Here is an 18,485-nt window from a genome sequence, read left to right as displayed (position 1 = left end):
TGCGGCGTTGGCCTGAGCGTGTCAATTCAGCTTCGCCAGCGCTTCTTTTGCAGAATCAATGACCTCGTCCGAAAGCAGGATGCGAAGTTGATCATTCATATAGGAGATCGTTGCGGGAACTCCGATCTCTCCTTTCCTGCGACTGATGGACCGCATGATCGCACCGCTACTGCGGGATACGATGAGCCGCAAGCGCCGCACTTCAAGTGGAACGCCGTACAGCTTGGTAAGCAACGCAGAAGACCCGGGGCCGTGGGCGCGGCCTGTACCGCCGTGAGCGTCGTAAAGCTTGAAGGTGGATTCGATGGCGGTTCCGCAGCTCTCGCGGGGCGCAAGCAACCAGCCATCGGTGGAATGCTCCATGGGAGTTGGCGATAGCCCAAGGTTGAGCAAGACAACCTTGTACTCCCGCGCGGGAACGGGGAGATACGGGGCGTTGTTTTCTTCGAAAAGATCGGAGTGGTAAATACGGGTAGCGAGGAGTCTGCCGTCAGCTGCTTCCACAAGGTGGAGGTCCAGGCGTGGCTGCAAATGGAGGACGCCCTTCTGCTTGACCTGATACCACTCGTAGAAGCCTCCGCAACGAAAGTCGATTGAGGTACCCGCATGGCCGTTGTCGGCGGAGCCCTCGGCGTACATCAGTTGCGCGGCAATGCCCTCTGCCAGATCTTCCGTCGGCCCCATTCTGTAGACTTTGTCGTCGGTTCGTTTCGCCGGTAGGAGGTCGTCGAACTTCCTGATCAGTTCGTGAACGATCGACGTCCCGGAACCTGCTACGTAACAGGTACCCAGATTCTTCGTCTGCACAGTGATGGTCGCATTGTGAACGAATGGGCGGTGTTTGCCATTCTCATCGATCAATACGCCCAGCAGGGATATGTGTTGTCCGCCTATGGATGCTAGGGCCTGATTGACCATGACTTCGTCAACACGCTGTTCCGAACAATAGCCCGCAGCATTGATGATCTTGGCTGACAATTCCGACCAGAACTCGAAAGCGTCGCGGCAGTTTCCTGCAAAGGCGAGCATCCCGCTTCCATTGGGCAAAGCAAATGTTTTTCTGCCCAGACGCGCGATGTACCAGGGGTTTGCTTCAGTGCCATATTGAGATGGCCATGCGCCAACGGCGGGTAGCCAGATGCGCTGGTTGACATTCGGATCCTTGCCGTCGGCGGTAATCAGCGTGTCCGCGACGATATGAGGTTCTTGCTCGGCATTCAACAGGGCTATGACGGTCATGGCGTTCGCGGAAAGGGTAAATTACTTGCCCCGCATCTGGTCTATCAGCCGCCGGTCGCGCTTGGTCGGGCGTCCGGCTTCTATGCCCAGCGCGGGCTCGGGCGCCAGGCGGCGCATTTCCGCTGCGCGCTCACGCGCCGCCACGCTTTCGGGCGTTTCCTCGTAGAGCTGGCGCGCGACGGGGGCGGGGCCGCGCACGCCGCTGACGGCCATCACCCGTACATGCAGCGCCGGGTCCTCCTTGCGCACTGTGACCAGATCGCCTGGCGCGACTTCGCGCGCGGGCTTGGCGGGCTGGTCGTTCACCAACACCCGGCCCTTGCCGATTTCCTGCACGGCCAGGCTGCGCGTCTTGTAGAAGCGCGCGGCCCATAGCCACTTGTCTAGCCGGATCTTGTCCATGGTTCCTTACCTGCCGGTATTGCTGCTCAGGCGCTCATGATAGCCGCCGTGGCCCGTCTTGCTGTTAGACGGCTTTCGATCGCCCCGCCGGAACGCTTAAGCCAGGCTTAAAACGGCTCCTGCGCCGGAACTCGATGCGTGCGTCTCGTCTAACCAGAAACGCGTATCGGAGGGCAATCGACTCATGGACCTGAACTGGCAGCAGCAACTGGCGGAAAGCGGGCTCTGGTTGGCGCGCGCGTTCGGCATTTCGGCCGTCGCGCTGGTGCTGGTCGGGGGCTTGCTTGCGCGCTACACGGACTGGGGACGCAAGTTCTGGCGGTTGGCGCGTCCGTATCTCGACCCCAGGCGCAGCTGGCGGCCATTGTTGACGCTGGCGCTGCTGTTGTTCCTGGCGATGTTCGCCGTGCGCATGACGGTGCTGTTTTCGTTTTGGTACAACGGCTTCTACAGCGCGTTGCAGGCATTGGATCAGAGCGCCTTCTGGCGCTTTTTGGGCATCTTCTCGGTGCTGGCCTGTGTGCACGTGATGCGCACCCTGGCCGACAGTTATGCCGGGCAGGCTTTCGACATCCGCTGGCGCGTGTGGCTCAACGACAGGCTGACCCGCGACTGGCTGGGCGCGGGCGCCTACTACCGCGGCCATTTTGTCGACTCTCCGGTCGACAACCCCGATCAGCGCATCGAACAGGACATCGCCATGTTCGTGACGGGGTCGCGCACGCTGGCGATCGGCGCGCTGAGCGCGGTCGTCTCGCTGGTGGCGTTCACGTCCATCCTGTGGGGCCTGTCCGGCGCCTTGACGGTGGCGGGCGTGGAGATCCCGCGCGCCATGGTGTTCATGGTGTACCTGTACGTGATCGTGGCGACGCTGTTCGCGTTCAAGATCGGGCGTCCGCTGATCAAGCTGAATTTCCTGTCCGAGCGCCTGACGGCGAACTTCCGCTACGCGCTGGTGCGCCTGCGCGAGAACGCCGAGAACGTGGCGTTCTATCAGGGTGAGAACGTGGAGCGTGCCACCTTGTGGACGCGTTTCTCGGCCTACATCGCCAACTTGTGGGCGCGCGTGTACCGGGGGCTGAAGTTCGACGGCTTCAACCTGTCGGTGAGCCAGGTGGCCGTGGTGTTCCCATTCATCCTGCAGGCGCCGCGCTTTTTCAGCGGCGCGATCAAGCTGGGCGACGTGATCCAGACTTCGCAGGCCTTCGGGCAGGTGCAGGATTCCTTGTCGTTCTTCCGCACCTCCTACGACACCTTCGCGCAGTACCGCGCGACGCTGGACCGGTTGAACGGTTTTCTGGACGCCAACGAAGCTGCGCGCGTGTTGCCTTCGGTGCGGACGGAGAGCCTGCCGGACGGCCTGGATATCGAATCCGTCCAAGTGTCGCGCCCCGACGGCACGGTGCTGTTGCGCGACCTGAACCTGAACTTGCGGCCGGGCCAGGCCCTGCTGATCAAGGGACCGTCGGGCAGCGGCAAGACCACCTTGCTGCGCGCGCTGGCGGGCCTGTGGCCCTATGCGCAGGGTGCGGTGCGCCGGCCGCAGGGCGCCTCTGCCTTGTTCCTGTCGCAGCGGCCCTATCTGCCCCTGGGCGACTTGCGCGGCGCGGTCGCGTATCCGGGATTGGCGCAGCCCGAGGACGATGCGCGCCTGGCCGACGCGCTGCGGCTGGTCAACCTTGGACATCTGGCCGGGCGCCTGGATGAAGTCGCGGATTGGTCGCGCATGCTTTCCATCGGCGAACAGCAGCGCGTGGCGTTCGCGCGCGTGCTCTACAACCGGCCCGCCATCGTGTTCCTGGACGAGGCCACGTCCGCTACCGACGAAGGGTTGGAGCATGCGCTGTACAGTCTGCTGCGCGAGGCGCTGCCCTCATGCATGCTGGTCAGCGTGGGACATCGCAGCACGTTGGACGTGTTCCATACGCACAGGCTGGACCTGGATGGCGCCGGGAACTGGCGGGCGGGACCGATGGCGCGGGCGGGCGCTCCGGTAGAGCGCTTGCGCCCGGTGGACGGGCCGCGGCGGGCGGCGGCCTAGCGCGGCGCCCGCCGCGATTCAGGTACCCACGCGCAGCGGACCGGTCAGCTTGCGCAGCGCGGCGACCACGCTTTGCGCGGTGATGCGGCCGGTCTTGGGATTGGCCGAGGGAATGTTCTGGATTTCCATCGAGAACGAGGCCGAGTCGGACACGACCTCGACGCGGTGCAGATTGCGTTCCAGCGAGGGATCGGCCCAGATTTCCAGCGTGGTCTTGTCCGGGCCGATGCCGGCCAGCGACACGCTGACCGCCACGTTCAGGTTGGCCGGAAAGCCCACCGCCGCTTCCCGTGGCGAGCCGCGGAAGATCAGGCGTGGCTCGGTGATGTCCGCGATATCGATGTTGTTGTCCGTCAGGTAGGGCGCGCCCAGCAGGCCGCGCACCGGCTTGCGCGTGATCATGGTGACGGAATGGATGACGCCCTCGGCGGCGGCCGTGATGGCGTCCAGGCCCAGGATGGCGCCCGAGGGCACCAGGATCTGGCCGTGGTGCTGGCGGGCCAGTTCGATCAGGTCGTCATGGCTCAGCAGCGCGCCCGAGCTCAGCACCACCATCTTCTTGCCGGCGCGCAGCACGGGTTCGGCGATGTCCCGGAACACCGCGGCGGGGGCGCATTCCACGACCACGTCGCAGTGTTCGTGCAGCGCATCGATGGTGGTGTAGGCGGGCGTGGTCTGAGTCCAGGCAAAGGCCGGCGGAGCCTTGGGATCGCGCACCGCGACGGCGGTGAGCGTCAGGCCGGGCACGCCGGCATCCAGGGATTGCGCCACGGCCTGGCCGATGGCGCCGAAGCCGGCGATGCCGACACGGTAGCTGTTCATAGGGGTCCAGAGTAGGGCCGCGGCGCGCCGCGGGCGGTTCGGAAAGGGGCTGGGCGCCGATGCGATGACGCGGCGCCGGGCTGCCGGCCACTGTAGCCACCGTGCCGGCAGGCGTCAATGCGGAATGGCGACTATGCCCGGCTACACTTTGCGCTTGAGCCTACAGGAGTCGAGGCATGCACATCCTTCCCGAAACACCGGACGACCGCGAGGCGATCTTCACGCTGACGCAGGCCGCCTTCAAAGACAATCCCCACAGCCAGCAGACCGAGGGCCACATCACCAACGCGTTGCGCGAGGCCGGCGCGCTGACGCTGTCGCTGGTGGCGCGGGTGGACGGGCGTGTCGCGGGCCATGTCGCGTTTTCTCCGGTGAAGATCAGCGACGGTTCGGCGGACTGGTACGGCCTGGGGCCGGTCGCGGTGCTGCCGGAACTGCAAGGCCGGGGCATAGGCGCGGCCTTGATCCGGGACGGTCTGGCGCGCTTGAAGGCATTGGGTGCGGCGGGCTGCGTGGTGATGGGCGATCCGGCGTACTACACGCGATTCGGTTTTGCGCAGACGCCCGCGCTGACGTATCCCGGCGTGCCGCCGGAGTACTTCATGGCGCAGGTCTACACGGGTGCGGCGCATGGGGACGTTTCCTATCACCAGGCGTTCGAAGCGACCGCGTAGCCGGCGCGGGCAGGGGGCGGCAGCGTGAATTCCGGCCCCGCGTAGTCGGATGCAATGTCCAGGGTTCCCGCTGCGAGCCGGCCCGCCCACTCATCCAAAATACGGCGTTCTTCCGCGCCGACTTTCGTGCCCAGCACCAGCCGCAGCGACGCGGCTTCCTCCAGGCCGTAACGGGTCACGCGGCTCACCGCCAGCGCGCCCGCGGCATGGTCGGCGGCGGCGCGCTGCACGCACAGTCCCGAATCGGCCAGCGCCGATGCCAGATAGACCTGCGGGTCGCGCGCCACCCAGTCCAGCACATTGCCGATCTGCCACACGCCCGTTTCGCGGCACACGCGCGTCACGCCATCGCGGCCGCCGTCCATCATGGCAAACAGTACGCGGGCGTCGCGTGCGGACAGCGCGCGTGCCCAGGCCGCGCCCAGCGCCGGATCGTGCTGGTTGCCGCAGAAGGCGGTCAGCGGATCCTGGCCCGTGACGCGCCGCACGCCATCGGCATAGGCGGCGCGGCCCTTCAGGCCGGCCCGCACTTTTTCGCCGGACAGATGGGCGGCCCGCCCGTTGGCCACGCGCAGGCCCGCCAACACCCCGGCAAGAAAAGCCGAGTGCTCTTGCAGGATCTCGTATGACGCGACGTTGGCGGCGGTGTGGTGCCCCTGCGTGATGGCGAACTGCGTGCGCGGATAGCGTGGCGCCACCTCGGCCACGGGCGCATCGCCCTGGCCGCCATGCACGATGACCAGGTCGGGAGCGGTGGCGCAAAGCTGTGCGAGGCGCTCGGCGCGCGCAGCGGCGTCGTGGTCGGCGATCCATTCCAGCTGCAAGGGCTGGCCCGCCTGCGCGGCGCGTTCCGCGCCACGCACGGCCGCTTCGTTGAAGCCGCCGCGGCCCGGATGGCCGAACAGCACAAGCATGCGGCGGGCGCTCACAGGCTGGCTCCCGTGGCGCGCACCACCGGTCCCCAGGCTGCGGCCTGGCGGCGGACGAAGTCGGTGAACTCGGCGGGGGATTTTTGCGCCAGCACGAAGCCCTGTCCCTCCAGCCTGGCGCGGATGTCCGCGCTGGCCAGCGTCTGCGCGATGGCGTCGTTCAAGCGCTGCGAGACCGCGGCCGGCAAGCCGGCGGGACCGGACAGGCCGACGAAGTTCTCGGCGATCAGGCCCGGATACCCCAGCTCGCCCACTGCGGGGATGTCGGGCGCCTGCGGCACCGGCTTGCTTGTGGTGACCGCCAACAGGCGCAGTTGGCCGGATCGCAGGAAGGGCAGGTTCTGCGGCAGCGCGTCCACCGCGAAGCGGATCTGGCCGCCCAGCAGATCGTTGCGCATGGCGCCAGATCCCTTGTACGGAATGTGCTGCAGGCGCGCGCCGGTATGCCGGGCATAAAGCTCGCCCACGATCTGGCCCACCGACGCCAGTCCGCCGCTGCCGTACTGCACCGGCTGGTCCTGCGCGCGGATCCAGGCGGTCAGCTCCGCGAAGCTGGACACCGGCACGGAAGGGTGGACCACGAACACGGTGGGCACCGCGCCCAGATAGGCGATATGGTCGAAGCTGGCGAGCGCATCGTATCCGCCTTGCGGCATCAGGGCGGGAGAGATGGACAGCGGCGCCGAGTTCGACATCAGCAGCGTGTAGCCGTCGTTGGGCGCCTGCGCGACCAGGCTCGCGCCTATGGTCGAGCCCGCGCCGGGCTTGTTCTCGATGACGATGGGCTGGCCCAAGCGTTCGGCCAACGCGGGCGCGACGAGGCGTGCGGCGATGTCGCTCGCGCCGCCGGGCGGGAAGGTGACGATGAGCCGGATCGGACGCTCGGGCCAGGCGGAGGCGCGCGCGATGCGCGGCCGCGCCAGCGGCAGCGCCAGTGCGCCGGCAAGCATGAAGGTTCGACGGGAGATCGGCATGGCGTGGCTTCTACGTGACTGCCGCGGGGGCGGCAAAGGGGCGTACTGTAGAAAGCCAGGCCGGGCCTGACAAAGAATTTGTAGCCGTTTGCTTATGCCCGCCGCATTGCGCGGCGGGCATTTTTCAAACGCACGCGGGGCGCGCGGATCAGCTGCCTTTCTGCGCCTGCGCCATGTAGTCCACGGTCAGGTTCGACAGCGCGCGCACGCCGTTGATGAGGCCGGACTCATCGACGTAGAAGCGCGGCGAATGGTTCGGCGCAGCCTTCTCGACGTCGGTGCCCTTGGGCGTCACGCCCAGGTAGAAGAACATGCCCGGCACCTTCTCCTGATAGAACGAGAAGTCCTCCGACGCGGTGGATTTGGGCTGCAGGCCGTAGTTGCCTTCGCCTGCCACGCGCCGCAGCGTCGGCCCCATCTGCTCGGTCAGCGCGGGATTGTTGACGGTGGCGTTGTACAGCTCCACCACGCGCACGTCCGCCTTGGCGCCCGCGCTCTGCGCGATCATGTCGGCGGTGCGCGCGATGCGTTGGTGGATGTCCTTCTTCATGCCTTCGTCATACGTGCGGATGGTGCCGGTCATGGCCACGTTGTCCGGCACGATGTTCATGCGGTTGCCGCCGTGGATGGCGCCCACGGTGATGACCGCCGGCTCCAGCATGCTGTTGATCTGGCGGCTGGGGATGGTCTGCAGGCCCAGGATGATCTGCGAGCTGACCACGATGGGGTCGATGCCGGACCAGGGCCGCGCGCCGTGCGTCTGCTTGCCGGTGACGTCGATCCAGAACTGGTCGGCGGCGGCCATGGCGGGGCCGCTGCGCCAGCTGAGCTTGCCCGCGGGATAGGCGCTGGACACGTGCAGGCCGAAGATGGCGTCCACCTTGGGATTCTCCAGCACGCCTTCCTGCACCATCATCTTGGCGCCCCAGATCTTCTTGCCGTCGGGCTCGAAGTCGGCGGGGCTTTCCTCGGCGGGCTGGAAGATGAACTTCACGCTGCCGGGGAGCTGGTCCTTCATGCCGGCCAGGACTTCGGCCGTGGCCATCAGGATGGCGGTGTGGGTGTCGTGGCCGCAGGCATGCATCACGTCCACTTCCTTGCCCAGGTAGGTGCCCTTGGCCTTGGACGCGAAGGGCAGGTCCACTTGCTCCTTGACGGGCAGCGCGTCCATGTCGGCGCGCAGCGCCACCACCGGCCCGGGCTTGCCGCCCTTGAGCACGGCGACCACGCCAGTGCCGGCAACGCCGGTTTTCACTTCCATGCCAAGCGCGCGCAGGTGATCGGCGACCAGCTTGGCGGTGCGGTTTTCCTGGTTGCCCAGTTCGGGGTGTTCGTGGATATCTCGGCGCCAGGCGATGAGCTTGTCTTCGATGGCCTTGGCGCGTTGATCGATCTGCGCGGCCAATGCCGGATTCGGCGCGGGGACCAGCGGGCCTTGCGTGCCTGGCGCGCTTTGCGCGGCGGCCGGACCCGCCATCAGCAGATGTGCGGCGAGCGCCAGCGGGGCCAGGCGGAACAGGGGTTTGCGGTAAGGCATGCTTTGCTCTCCTCGTGGTTGTTAACCTGTTATTGGACGAGGATCTTACCGAAGCGCAAGGCGGCGCGAGCGTTTGTTACCAACGCTTAAAAACAGGCTGTTTTGATTCCGGCCGATGGAATTCCGCGCGCCGGAATCCGCGAGTCATGCGGCGTGCAGGACGTTCTTTGCGCCGCGCGCGAGGAACAGCAGCAACAGTGCCGCCAGCAACGATGCGGCGCCCGCGAAAAGCATGGCGGCATGGAAGCCGCCGGCCAGCGCGGCGGCGGCCAGTTCGGCCGCATTGGCGGGTTGCGCCGGCAGTTCATGCAAGGTGATGGCGGCCCGCGCCAGCGCCCGCGCGTCGGGCGCGCCCCGTTGCGCGAGCGAGGCCGTCAGCGCTTCGATGGCACGCCCGCTCATCAGCGCGCCCAGGAGCGCGATGCCTATCGTCATGCCGGTCTGGCGCAGCGCGTTCATGGTGGCGGAGGCCATGCCGGAACGCTCGCGCGGCACCGTGGCCATCACGGCCATGCTGGTCGATGGCACGGCCAGGCCGGTGCCCAGGCCCAACAGGACCAGCAGGGAGCCGGACACGAGGTAAGGCGTGTGCGCTTCGAAGCGCGTCATGCCCAGCATGGCCAGGCCGATGAAGGCGAAGCCCGCGATCATCAGGCGCGGCAGGCCAAAGCGCAGGTTGAGCCGGCCGAATACCAGCGACACCAGCCCGGCCGCGGCGAACTGCGGCGCCAACTGCCAGCCAGTGGCCAGTGGCGACAGTCCTTGCACGTGCTGCAGGTAGAGCGAAAAGAAGAACAGGCTGCTGTAGGCGGAGAAGCCCAGCACGAAGGAGGCGAAGTTGGTGATGGCGAAGCCGGCATCGCGGAACAATCCCAACGGCAGGATGGGCCGCGCGGCGCGGTGCTCAGCCCACAGAAAGGCGAGCAGCCCGGCGGCGGCGATGGCGAGCGCGACCGTGGCTTGCGGCGCAGCCCAGCCGTGTTCGCCGGCGGCGATCAGCCCATAGGTCAGCGCGCCCAGCCACAGCACGCTAAGCGCCTGGCCCGCGGGATCGAAGGCTGCGTGTTCGGGATGGGCGCTTTCCGTGATGCTCCAGGCGCCCAGCGCGATGGCCAGCGCGCCCACCGGCAGGTTGATGAGGAAGATGCTTTGCCAGTTGAAGTGGGCGACCAGCACGCCGCCCAGCATGGGCCCCACGATGAGCGAAATTGCGTTGCACGAGGCCCAGATGCCGATGGCCTGGGCGCGTTCCTTGGGATCGGGAAAGGCCTGGGTCAGGAGCGACAGCGCGCCTGGAACCAGCAGGGCGCCGGCCACGCCCTGCACGGCGCGGCCGATCAGCAGCGCCGTAAGGTTGTCCGCCAGCCCGCAAAGCGCGGAGCCCGCCGTGAACAGCAGCACGCCCGCCAGCCAGGAACGCTTGCGGCCATAGCGGTCGCCCAGAGGTCCCGCCGACAGCATGAAGGCCGACAGGAACAGGGCGTAGGCGTCCACCACCCATTGCAGCCCCGCCATGTCGATGCGCAGGGCCGCCTGCATGGTGGGCAGCGCCACGTTGACGATGCTGATGTCCAGGATGGTGATGAAGCTGCCCAGGTTGACGGCAAGGACCAGGGCGCGGCGGCGTGCGGGATGCATGGCGGGACGCAGAGTGGGGGGAAGGGGTATTCTATGCATCGACCGACCGTCGGTCAATGAAAAGAAGAACGATTCTCAGCTTTTGATTCCGGCCCAGTGCCTCCTCTACACTGGCGCCTTGCTGCTGACCTGACCCCTGGACGATATGCCCGCTGCTCCCGCCGACCCGCTTTCCCTGCCTGGCCCGGACGCCGCTCCCAAGCCCCGCACCAAGCCGGCCGCCGTGCGGCTGGACGAGTTGATGGCGGCCGCGCAAGCGCTCTTTATCCAGAAGGGCGTCGAGGCCACGACCATCAACGAGATCGTGGAACGCGCCGGCGTGGCCAAGGGCACCTTCTATCACTACTTCACGTCCAAGAACGACATGCTGGCGGCGCTGCGGGCCAAGTTCTCGCAAGGGTTCCTGGACCATATCGACCGCGAAGTGCAGGCCTGTGCGCCGGAGGACGGCGTGGCGCGGCTGCGCGCCTGGACTCGCGCCGGCGTCGAGGCTTACTTCGACGGCTACGAACTGCATGATGTGGTGTTCCACGACGCCCAGCATCCCGACCGCGGCGTGGCCGAAAAGAGCGCCGTGCTGGAACAGCTGGAAGCCATACTCGAGGCCGGCGCGCGCGCCGGCTGCTGGAAGCTGGACGACGCGGCGCTGGCCGCCATCGTCCTGTACCACGGCATGCATGGCGCGGTGGACGCTTCCATCGCTCAGGGCCGGCGGGACGCGCAAGCGCTGTCCGGCCCCTTGTCGGCGATGTTCCTGCGCACGCTGGGCGCGGGCTGAGGGGCGCGGCTTCAGACCCGCGCCGCCGCATGCGCCGCTATTGCAGCTTGATGCCCAGCTCCTTGATCAGCGGTCCCATGTCGGCGCGGTCGGCTTCGATGGTCGCGGCCAGTTCCTCTGGCGTGCTGCCGATGGGAATCATGCCCAGGGTTTCCATCTGCGCGCGCATCGCGGGTTCCTTCAGTATGTCCGCCACTGATTTCTGGATCAGCGCCACGCGGTCGTCCGGAATGCCGGCGGGCGCCATCAGTCCGATCCAGGGCTGCGGCGCGTAGTCCTTCAATCCGGATTCCTTCAGCGTGGGCGTGTCGGGCAGGCCGCCGAAGCGCTCCGGGCTGGTGATCGCCAGCGCGCGCAGGCGGCCGCTGTCGATCAGGCCCTTGGAACTCGAAGGCGCGTCCAGGCCCACGTCGAGCTGGCCGCCGATCAGGTCGTTCTGCGTCTTGCCCGACGAAGACGAGGGCACGTACAAGGCCTTGATGCCGGCGCGCCGCGCCGTCTGTTCCCAGACCAGGTGGAACGCCGTGCCGATGGAGAACGAGCCCACGCTGAGGTTGCGCGTCTTGCTTTCGCGCACGAAGTCTTCCCAGGTCTTGAGCGGACTGTCCTTGGGCACGATGAAGATGAAGGGCGTGCGCGCCACCAGCGAGATCGGCTTGAGGTCCTTCTGCGTATCGAATGGCAGGCTGTCCACCGCGAAGGGCACGATGGTGACGGACGAGGCCACGACCATGCCCAAGGTGTAGCCGTCGGGCGCGGACTTGACCAATGCGCCGGTGCTGATGATGCCGGACGCGCCCGGCTTGTTCTCCACCACCACGGGCTGGCCCCAGGCAGCGCCCAGTTTGCTGGCCAGCACGCGCAGCATGACGTCCACGGGACCGCCGGGCGGGTTGGAGACGATGATCTTGACGGGTTTGTCGGGATAGGCGGCGGTAGCCGCCAGCGGCGCCAGCAGCGCCAGCGCGAGCGCGGTTTGCTTGAACATGGAATTCCCCTTGTTTTGATGTGTTGGATGCGCGGGCGGCGTCCGCTCGCGCCAGCGCGCAGGCCGTCCCGGCTCAGGCCAGGATCTGCATGTGCGGGGCCGACGGCCAGCCTGGCGCGTCGCCGCGGATGAACGCGATCCACGCCTGCTGCGTGGCGCGTGCAAGCTGCCGCGCCTGTTCCGCCGGCAGGCCGGCAAGCATGGGCGCGCCGGTGTACGCAGACAGTGTGTCGAAGACGAAGGGCAGCTCGATGCAATGGCAGGCGCCGAAAGTCGCCGTGGGCGCCACGTCGAAGCGCGCCAGCCAGGCTTGGCGGCCTTGGGCCGCGGCGTCGGCGGCCCACTGGCGCGAGGGCGCACCGAATACCGCGTCGCCCAGATCCTGGTCGGAGGCAGTGCGGCCATTGCCGGGAAAGGCGGCCATTTCGTCGCGCGTGTAGCAGACCAGCACGTCGGCGCGGGACGAGGCCCGCTTGAGCGCGGGGGCGATGTCCTGTGGCAGCACCTGGCCGTCGAGCACCGGCGCGAACTGGCTGCGGCTGCTGCCTTCGGCGCGCAGGGTTTCGGCGACGGCGGGCGCCTGCTGCGCCGCCAGCAATGCCGCCACGGGCAGTTCGCGCGCGGCTTCCAGGGAAGCGGCTCCCGCGGCGCGCAGGAAGGCCTGTCCCAGCGCATCGGCCTGCTTTGCGCTGCGAAACCCCCGGCCCAGCGCCGCGCTTTGCAGGATGGCGCGGGAGAAGCGCGGCTGGCGCGCCAGCATGGCGCAGATCGAGGATGCGCCCGCCGACTGGCCCATGACGGTGACTTGCTCGGGATCGCCGCCCAGGTCCTGGATGTTGTCCAGCACCCAATCGATGGCGGCTTCCTGGTCCAGCAGGCCCGCGTTGGCCGTCTGGCCAGGCACGTACAGCCAGCCCAGCGCGGCCAGCCGGTAGTTGACCGCGACCACCACCATGTCGCCGCGCTGCGCGAGGTTCGCGCCGTCATACCAGTCCAGCGCGCCGCCGCCGCTTTGCCAGGCGCCGCCATGCAGCCACACGACGACCGGCCGCCGCCTGCCGTCGGCGGCGGGCGTCCATACGGTCAGGTGCAGGCAGTCCTCGGATTGTTCGGCGTCGAAGTCGCCCATGGCACCGCGCAGGCGCGAGGGCAGTTGCGGCGCGACCGGTCCCGGCCGGGTGGCGTCAAGCTTGCCGCGCCATGCTGCGGGCTGCGGCGGTGCAAAGCGCAGGCGGCCAACGGGCGCCTGCGCGTAGGGAATGGCGCTGTAGCGGCACACGCCGCTCTCCTGCATGCCGGTCAGCGTGCCTGCCTGCAGCGACGCTTCCACGAACTGACTCATATCCTGCCCCTTGTTTCTGGTCTGTAGCCCGGCCGCGGCAGGCGCCGCGGCGGTCGGACTATGGTAGGGAGGAATGGGCCGCGCCAGGCATGCAGGTTTTGAACATTGCCATGCGCAATCCGCATGGCTGGGGCCGGAGCGCCGGCTACTTGAGGATGCGCGCGTCCAGGCTGTTGTCCGCCAGGGCCTGGGCCTGCGCCCGCGACATGCCCAGATGCTCGTACAGCGCGTGGAAGTTCTCGTTGACGTAGCCGCCGAAATACGCGGGATCGTCGGAGTTGACGGTGACCTTCACGCCCGCGTCCAGCAGCGACAGGATGTTGTGGTCGCGCATGTGCTGGAACACGCGCAGCCGGGTGTTGGATAGCGGACAGACCGTCAGCGGGATCTGCTCGTCGATCAGGCGCGCAATCAATTTCGGGTCTTCGGCGGCGCGCACGCCGTGGTCGATGCGCAGCACCTTCAGCAGGTCCAGCGCTTCCCAGATGTATTCCGGCGGGCCTTCCTCGCCGGCGTGCGCAACGCCCGGCAGTCCCTCGGCGCGGGCGCGGTCGAACACGCGCTGGAACAGACGCGGCGGAAAGCCCATTTCGCTGCTGTCCAGGCCGACGGCGATGAACGCGTCGCGGTGGGGCAGGGCGGCTTCCAGGGTGCGCATGGCCTGCTCTTCGGGCAGATGACGCAGAAAGCTCAGGATCAGTCCGCTGCTTACGCCCAGCTGCTTGCGGCCGTCTTCGAGGGCCTGGTTGATGCCGGTCAGCACTACGTCGAACGGCACGCCGCGATCGGTATGGGTCTGCGGGTCGAAGAAGGGTTCGGTATGAACGACGTTCTGCTCGCGGCACTTGAGCAGATAGGCCCAGGTCAGGTCGTAGAAATCCTGCTCGGTGCGCAGCACGTCCGCGCCGCGGTAATAGAGGTCCAGGAATTCCTGGAGATTGCCGTAGTCGTAGGCCGCGCGCAGGGACTCGATGTCCGGCCACGGCAGCGCCACGCCGTTGCGCTGCGCCAGCCGGAACAGCAGCTCGGGTTCGAGCGAACCTTCCAGGTGCAGGTGCAATTCCGCCTTGGGCAGTGCGTTGAGCCAGTCGTACATGGGTGCTCCGATCAAAAAGTGTTGCCTGTCCAGAATAACGCGCAACGCGCCGGCAGGCTCAGGCGGTCAATGCGACGGCGTCGGCCTGGATGGCGAGCTGGAGCTGGGCGGCGAAGGCGCGCGCCTGCCGCGTGCTGGGGCGGTCGCGGCGCCAGATGGCCGCCAGCGGCGACTTGCGCAGGACCGGCCGGTCGGCCAGGACCACCAGCTCGCCGCGCGCCTGCCGGATAGCGGCCACGCTGCCGGGCAGCATCCACAGATACAGGCCGTCCAGCAGCATTTCGCGGCCGAATTCCAGCGACAGGGCGCCGATCATATCCGGAATCGCCAGCCCCGCCTGGCGCAGCGACATTTCCAGTTCGCCGCGGATGCGGCTGCCGGGCAGGGCGGTGATCCAGGGATAGGCCACGTAGTCGGCCAGCGTGGCGCCGGGCTGGCCGGCCAGCGGATGATGCGTCGCGCAGGCCAGCACTACCGGATCTTCCAGCAGCGTGGTGGAGCGGTAGACCTGCGGATTGACGGTGGACGAGAAGCGGCTGATCAGCACGTCCAGCGCGCCGGCGTCCAGGTCTTCGATCAGCCGTTCATGCGTGCCGATTTCGATGGTGAGCGTGATGCGCGGATAAGCCTGGCGGTAGGCGCGCGCGGCCTCGGCCACCGGCCAGCCCGCGAACATCGAAAAACAGCCTACCGTCAGGCTGCCCTCGTCGCCGCGCGAGACCGCGGCGAGATCGATCTCGGCCTTGCGGAAGTCGGTGAGCAGCAGGCGGGCATGGCGGCACATGGTTTCGCCCAGCGGCGTGCAGGTGGTGCCGCGGGCGGTGCGTTCGAACAGCCGCGCGCCGACCAGCTCTTCGATCTCGGCGATGGCGCGCGACAGCCCCGACTGTGTGCTGTGCAATTGCGTGGCGGCCTTGGACAGGTTGCCCAATTCGGCGACGGTCAGCACGATTTCCAGATGCCGGATGCGGAGCTTGCCTCGGAACGGTGTCATGGCGCGGGTCGGAGGGGAGTAGCCGATTATTCTCTCCCGGCGCGCGCTTGGCAACGCGGTGCGGGATTCGGCCGGCCGGGATTCGGCCGGCCGGGATTCGGATATAGTTCGCGCCAGACCGATAGTCGGACGCGCGGCCTGGGCCAGCGCGGCGGCCGGCAAGAGCAGAGGGCAGGCATGAAGGCAGCGGTGTGCGGCGCGTGGAGAGTGAGCAGGCTTGCAGCGGCGGCGCTGGCTGCGCTGGCTTTGAGCGGCTGCGGCGCATCCCGGGTCGACGGGGTGTCGGTTGCCTGGCCTCCGTTTCGGGACGGGACGCTTGCGGCGCTGCCATCGGATCCGGCCGAATGCCCGGATCTGGCCGGCGTCTATCGGGCGCAAGGCGAGTTCGTGTCTGGCGACCGCGAGGCCGGCGCATCGATGGACCTGCGCAAGTTCCTGCAGTATCCCCTGGACCTTCCGGGCATGTCCGACAACCCGTTGCCGGAATGGCGTTCCGGACCCGAGGCCACTGTGGCTTTCACGGCCGCCGCGGACGGATGGGAGATATTGGCGCTGGACGGGCAGGGCGCGCGCGCCTTGGGCCGCCTGCCGCAGTTGAACGGCGAGCAGGATCCTGCCGCCCTGCCTGGCGCGGCCCAGCCTTCGAGGCCGGATGGCATCCGGCGCCTTGGCGGTTGCACGCAGGGCCGGCTGTGGATCAGCGTGCGGCACGACTGGCGCCAGTACGAGTCCATGGGTGTGCGGCGCCACGTGGCGCTGCTGCGGCCCGAGGCGGGAGGCCTGCTGGTGACGGTGGGCCGGGAATCCGACACCATCGGCCTGTTGCCCTGGTATTCGAATGAGGGCAGCGTGTACCAGTATTGGTTCGCGCCCGCGGGCCGCTGAACGCGGGCCTGGCAATTCACCGCGCGGTCTGACCGCGCTCCATCCACGAGCCTCATGACCTCTGAAAACCTGTCCTCCGCCGCATCCGACCCGCGCGCCCGCTTCGTCTCCGGGCCGATGGGCCCGCATGTGCTGGAAATGGTCCTGACCGGCTGGGCCAGCATGCTGGCCGTGTTCGCGGTGGAGTTCCTGTCGCTGCTGTACCTGGGCACGCTCAAGGACGAGGCGGTGCTGGGCGCGGTGGGCTTCGGATCGATGACGCAGTTCACCATCATCTCGGTCTGCATCGGCGTGAGCGTGGGCGGCACGGCCCTGGTGTCGCGCGCGCTGGGGGCGGGCGATGCGCCGCGCGCCCGCGCGCTGGCGGGCGCCTCGCTGGTGCTGATGGTTGCCGCCGCGCTCGTGTCCGGCGCGTTGTTCCTGGCCGTGATCGGTCCCTACACGGCAGCCATCGACCTGGCGGAGGACGTGCGCGCGCATCTGCTGTCCTATGTGCTCATCACGACCCCGTTCGCGGTCGTGATGGGCGTGGGCATGATGCTGTCCAACCTGTTGCGCGCCGCCGGCCATGGCCGCCAGTCCATGTGGGTGCTGCTGGCGGGGACGGCGGCGGTCGCGGCGCTGGATCCGCTGGTCATCTTCGTGCTGGACGGTGGCATGGAGGGCGTGGCCTGGGCCGGCGGCATGGGCCGCCTGGTCACAGTGGCGCTGGGCGCCTGGCTGGTGTTCGGCAAGCATCGCCTGGTGACTTGGCCCGCCGGCGCCGCGCTGCGTGCGCACCTGGCCGCAATTGGGCGGATCGCCTTGCCTGCCGCGCTGACCACGCTGGCCACGCCCGCGGCAGTCATCTTCACCCTGTCCACATACGCCGGCTTCGGCTCCAGCGTGATGGCGGGCGCCACCGTGGTGGACCGGGTGCTGCAACTGGCCTACGCGCTGTTCTTCGTACTGCCCGGCGCCATCGGGCCCATCCTGGGGCAGAACCTGGGCGCAGGGCAATGGGACCGCGTACAGGAGACGGCGCGCCTGACCGCGCGCTGGTCCTTGACGTATGGCTTCGGCGTGGCGGTCCTGCTGGCCTTGCTGGCGCCCTGGATGCCGGATCTGTTCCAGGTGACCGGACCTGGGCGCGACCTGATCGTTTTTTTCTGCCGCTACGGCAGTTTCGCCTGGGCGCTCAACAGCCTGTACTTCGTCGCCGTCGCGGTGTTCAACAACCTGGGCTATGCCACGTACTCCACCGCCATCGGCTGGCTGCGCGCCACTGTGGGCACCTTGCCCTTCGTCTGGCTGGGCGCGCATTACGGCGGCCCGGAAGGCGTGTTGGCGGGGCAGACCGTGGGCTTTGCCCTGTTCAGCCTGATCGCCATGCTGCTGTGCCGGCGCGTGCTGCGCGCGCCGCCCGCGAGCGCGGCGGCGCAAGCGCGGCAGGCTGCCTAATACACTGTTTTCGGATCCCCTTCATGGGTAGATGCCGTGAGCCGGTGACCGGGCGGAGGGATCCGAAGCGCAGCCCCACCGGGGCGAGCATCGGAATCCCGCAGTCCGGACGCCGGCGGCTCAAGAACCGTGCTTCCCAAAACCGAAGTGCGGGTGGCAGGGATTCGAGCTTGCGGATGTCAGAGTCCTTTAGCCGCCGAGGCCACCCTGCGCCATTCCGATGCTCGCCCCGGTGGGGCTGCGCTTCGGATGGCTCCGGGCAGCCTCGGCTGAGAGTCGCCTAGGGCGCCGCGAAGTCGCTTCCAGCCTGCAAGGCGTTTGGGTGGCAATGCGGGCGGGCCTGCCCAGGAGGCCGTTCGATTTTGACGGCCGGTCGCGGTACGATCCCGGCTGACTTCGATTTTTCAGGATTGCCATGCGTCAGCGTTCCGTACGCCTTCGAATCGACACCTTCTCCCGTGTGCTGCTGGCCGCGGCTTTTGCCGCCGCCGCAGCCGGCGCCGCTCAGGCGCAGGGGCCTGCTTCAGCCACTGGATCGCGCGCCCAGCCGTCGGTGCCGGTGCAGACCCTGCCGGCCCTGACGCCCAAACGCAGCTTCGACGACGCTCCCGCGCCAGCCGCCACCGCGCCGGCGGCTCCGGCCGATGACCGGGCCGGCCAGGTGTTGCCTCCCAGGTCGGCTGCGCCCGCGCCGGCAAGCTTGCCC

16 protein-coding genes and 1 pseudogene are annotated in these 18,485 nt (G+C 67.9%); 6 read left to right on the top strand and 11 right to left on the bottom strand.

Annotated features, from left to right (window positions below):
• Positions 1-21 precede the first annotated feature (21 nt).
• Both IB257_RS27695 and IB257_RS27690 read right to left on the bottom strand, forming a co-directional pair.
• Positions 22-1,239 (bottom strand): hypothetical protein, encoded by a 1,218-nt coding sequence (locus IB257_RS27695; RefSeq protein WP_192493135.1) that lies wholly within the window; start codon positions 1,237-1,239, stop codon positions 22-24.
• Between the two features lie 21 nt (positions 1,240-1,260).
• Positions 1,261-1,641 (bottom strand): RNA-binding S4 domain-containing protein, encoded by a 381-nt coding sequence (locus IB257_RS27690; RefSeq protein WP_054452689.1) that lies wholly within the window; start codon positions 1,639-1,641, stop codon positions 1,261-1,263.
• A gap of 184 nt (positions 1,642-1,825) precedes the next feature.
• Here IB257_RS27690 and IB257_RS27685 point away from each other — a divergent pair, with 184 nt between their 5' ends.
• Positions 1,826-3,682: an ABC transporter ATP-binding protein/permease gene (locus IB257_RS27685; RefSeq protein WP_054452686.1), complete on the top strand. Its 1,857-nt coding sequence runs from the start codon at positions 1,826-1,828 to the stop codon at positions 3,680-3,682.
• Positions 3,683-3,700: 18 nt separating this feature from the next.
• Here the strand turns inward: IB257_RS27685 and IB257_RS27680 are convergent, their stop codons facing one another.
• A complete protein-coding gene (locus IB257_RS27680) occupies positions 3,701-4,504 on the bottom strand; it encodes an aspartate dehydrogenase (protein ID WP_192493134.1) in 804 nt (267 codons plus the stop codon).
• A 176-nt stretch (positions 4,505-4,680) separates the two neighbouring features.
• Here IB257_RS27680 and IB257_RS27675 point away from each other — a divergent pair, with 176 nt between their 5' ends.
• Positions 4,681-5,178: a GNAT family N-acetyltransferase gene (locus IB257_RS27675; protein WP_125472631.1), complete on the top strand. Its 498-nt coding sequence runs from the start codon at positions 4,681-4,683 to the stop codon at positions 5,176-5,178.
• Here IB257_RS27675 and IB257_RS27670 read toward each other — a convergent pair.
• The 4 genes from IB257_RS27670 to IB257_RS27655 all read right to left on the bottom strand — a co-directional run bounded on the left by IB257_RS27670 (position 5,151) and on the right by IB257_RS27655 (position 10,256).
• Positions 5,151-6,107, bottom strand: coding sequence for a BMP family ABC transporter substrate-binding protein (locus IB257_RS27670; RefSeq protein WP_192493133.1), 957 nt, complete (start codon positions 6,105-6,107; stop codon positions 5,151-5,153). The genes IB257_RS27675 and IB257_RS27670 overlap by 28 nt on opposite strands.
• Positions 6,104-7,081, bottom strand: coding sequence for a tripartite tricarboxylate transporter substrate binding protein (locus tag IB257_RS27665; protein WP_192493132.1), 978 nt, complete (start codon positions 7,079-7,081; stop codon positions 6,104-6,106). Before IB257_RS27665 ends, IB257_RS27670 begins: the two co-directional genes overlap by 4 nt.
• Before the next feature lie 148 nt (positions 7,082-7,229).
• On the bottom strand, positions 7,230-8,618 hold the full coding sequence (locus tag IB257_RS27660; protein WP_088156934.1) for an amidohydrolase: 1,389 nt from the start codon (positions 8,616-8,618) through the stop codon (positions 7,230-7,232).
• Positions 8,619-8,762: 144 nt separating this feature from the next.
• Entirely contained in the window at positions 8,763-10,256 is a 1,494-nt protein-coding gene (locus IB257_RS27655) for an MFS transporter (protein WP_192493131.1), read from the bottom strand.
• Positions 10,257-10,401: 145 nt separating this feature from the next.
• Between IB257_RS27655 and IB257_RS27650 the strand changes: the two genes are divergently transcribed.
• A complete protein-coding gene (locus IB257_RS27650; protein ID WP_054452665.1) occupies positions 10,402-11,034 on the top strand; it encodes a TetR/AcrR family transcriptional regulator in 633 nt (210 codons plus the stop codon).
• Positions 11,035-11,071: 37 nt separating this feature from the next.
• Here IB257_RS27650 and IB257_RS27645 read toward each other — a convergent pair whose 3' ends face one another.
• From IB257_RS27645 to IB257_RS27630, 4 genes are all read right to left on the bottom strand, one after another.
• The gene (locus IB257_RS27645) at positions 11,072-12,022 is read right to left on the bottom strand and encodes a tripartite tricarboxylate transporter substrate binding protein (RefSeq protein WP_192493130.1); all 951 of its coding nucleotides are present in this window, start codon (positions 12,020-12,022) and stop codon (positions 11,072-11,074) included.
• Positions 12,023-12,095: 73 nt separating this feature from the next.
• On the bottom strand, positions 12,096-13,364 hold the full coding sequence (locus IB257_RS27640) for a carboxylesterase family protein (RefSeq protein ID WP_192493129.1): 1,269 nt from the start codon (positions 13,362-13,364) through the stop codon (positions 12,096-12,098).
• 145 nt (positions 13,365-13,509) lie between these two features.
• Positions 13,510-14,460: an adenosine deaminase gene (locus IB257_RS27635; RefSeq protein WP_054452656.1), complete on the bottom strand. Its 951-nt coding sequence runs from the start codon at positions 14,458-14,460 to the stop codon at positions 13,510-13,512.
• Positions 14,461-14,518: 58 nt separating this feature from the next.
• A complete protein-coding gene (locus IB257_RS27630) occupies positions 14,519-15,454 on the bottom strand; it encodes a LysR family transcriptional regulator (protein ID WP_054452654.1) in 936 nt (311 codons plus the stop codon).
• Positions 15,455-15,661: 207 nt separating this feature from the next.
• Between IB257_RS27630 and IB257_RS27625 the strand changes: the two genes are divergently transcribed.
• From IB257_RS27625 to IB257_RS27615, 3 genes and pseudogenes are all read left to right on the top strand, one after another.
• Complete coding sequence (locus tag IB257_RS27625) at positions 15,662-16,339, top strand: hypothetical protein (RefSeq protein WP_082400867.1); 678 nt, start codon at positions 15,662-15,664, stop codon at positions 16,337-16,339.
• 54 nt (positions 16,340-16,393) lie between these two features.
• Positions 16,394-17,779 carry an MATE family efflux transporter gene (locus IB257_RS27620; RefSeq protein ID WP_054452648.1) on the top strand — a complete coding sequence of 462 codons (1,386 nt, stop codon included), beginning with the start codon at positions 16,394-16,396 and terminating at the stop codon, positions 17,777-17,779.
• Positions 17,780-18,194: 415 nt separating this feature from the next.
• Positions 18,195-18,485, top strand: a pseudogene (locus tag IB257_RS27615) (lytic murein transglycosylase); the annotation flags it as partial.

This window comes from Achromobacter sp. ACM03 (assembly GCF_014851665.1).
Lineage (GTDB): Bacteria > Pseudomonadota > Gammaproteobacteria > Burkholderiales > Burkholderiaceae_B > Achromobacter > Achromobacter aegrifaciens.
The sequence above is the reverse complement of the archived record's forward strand: the minus strand, read 5'-3'. Positions and strand labels throughout refer to the sequence as shown.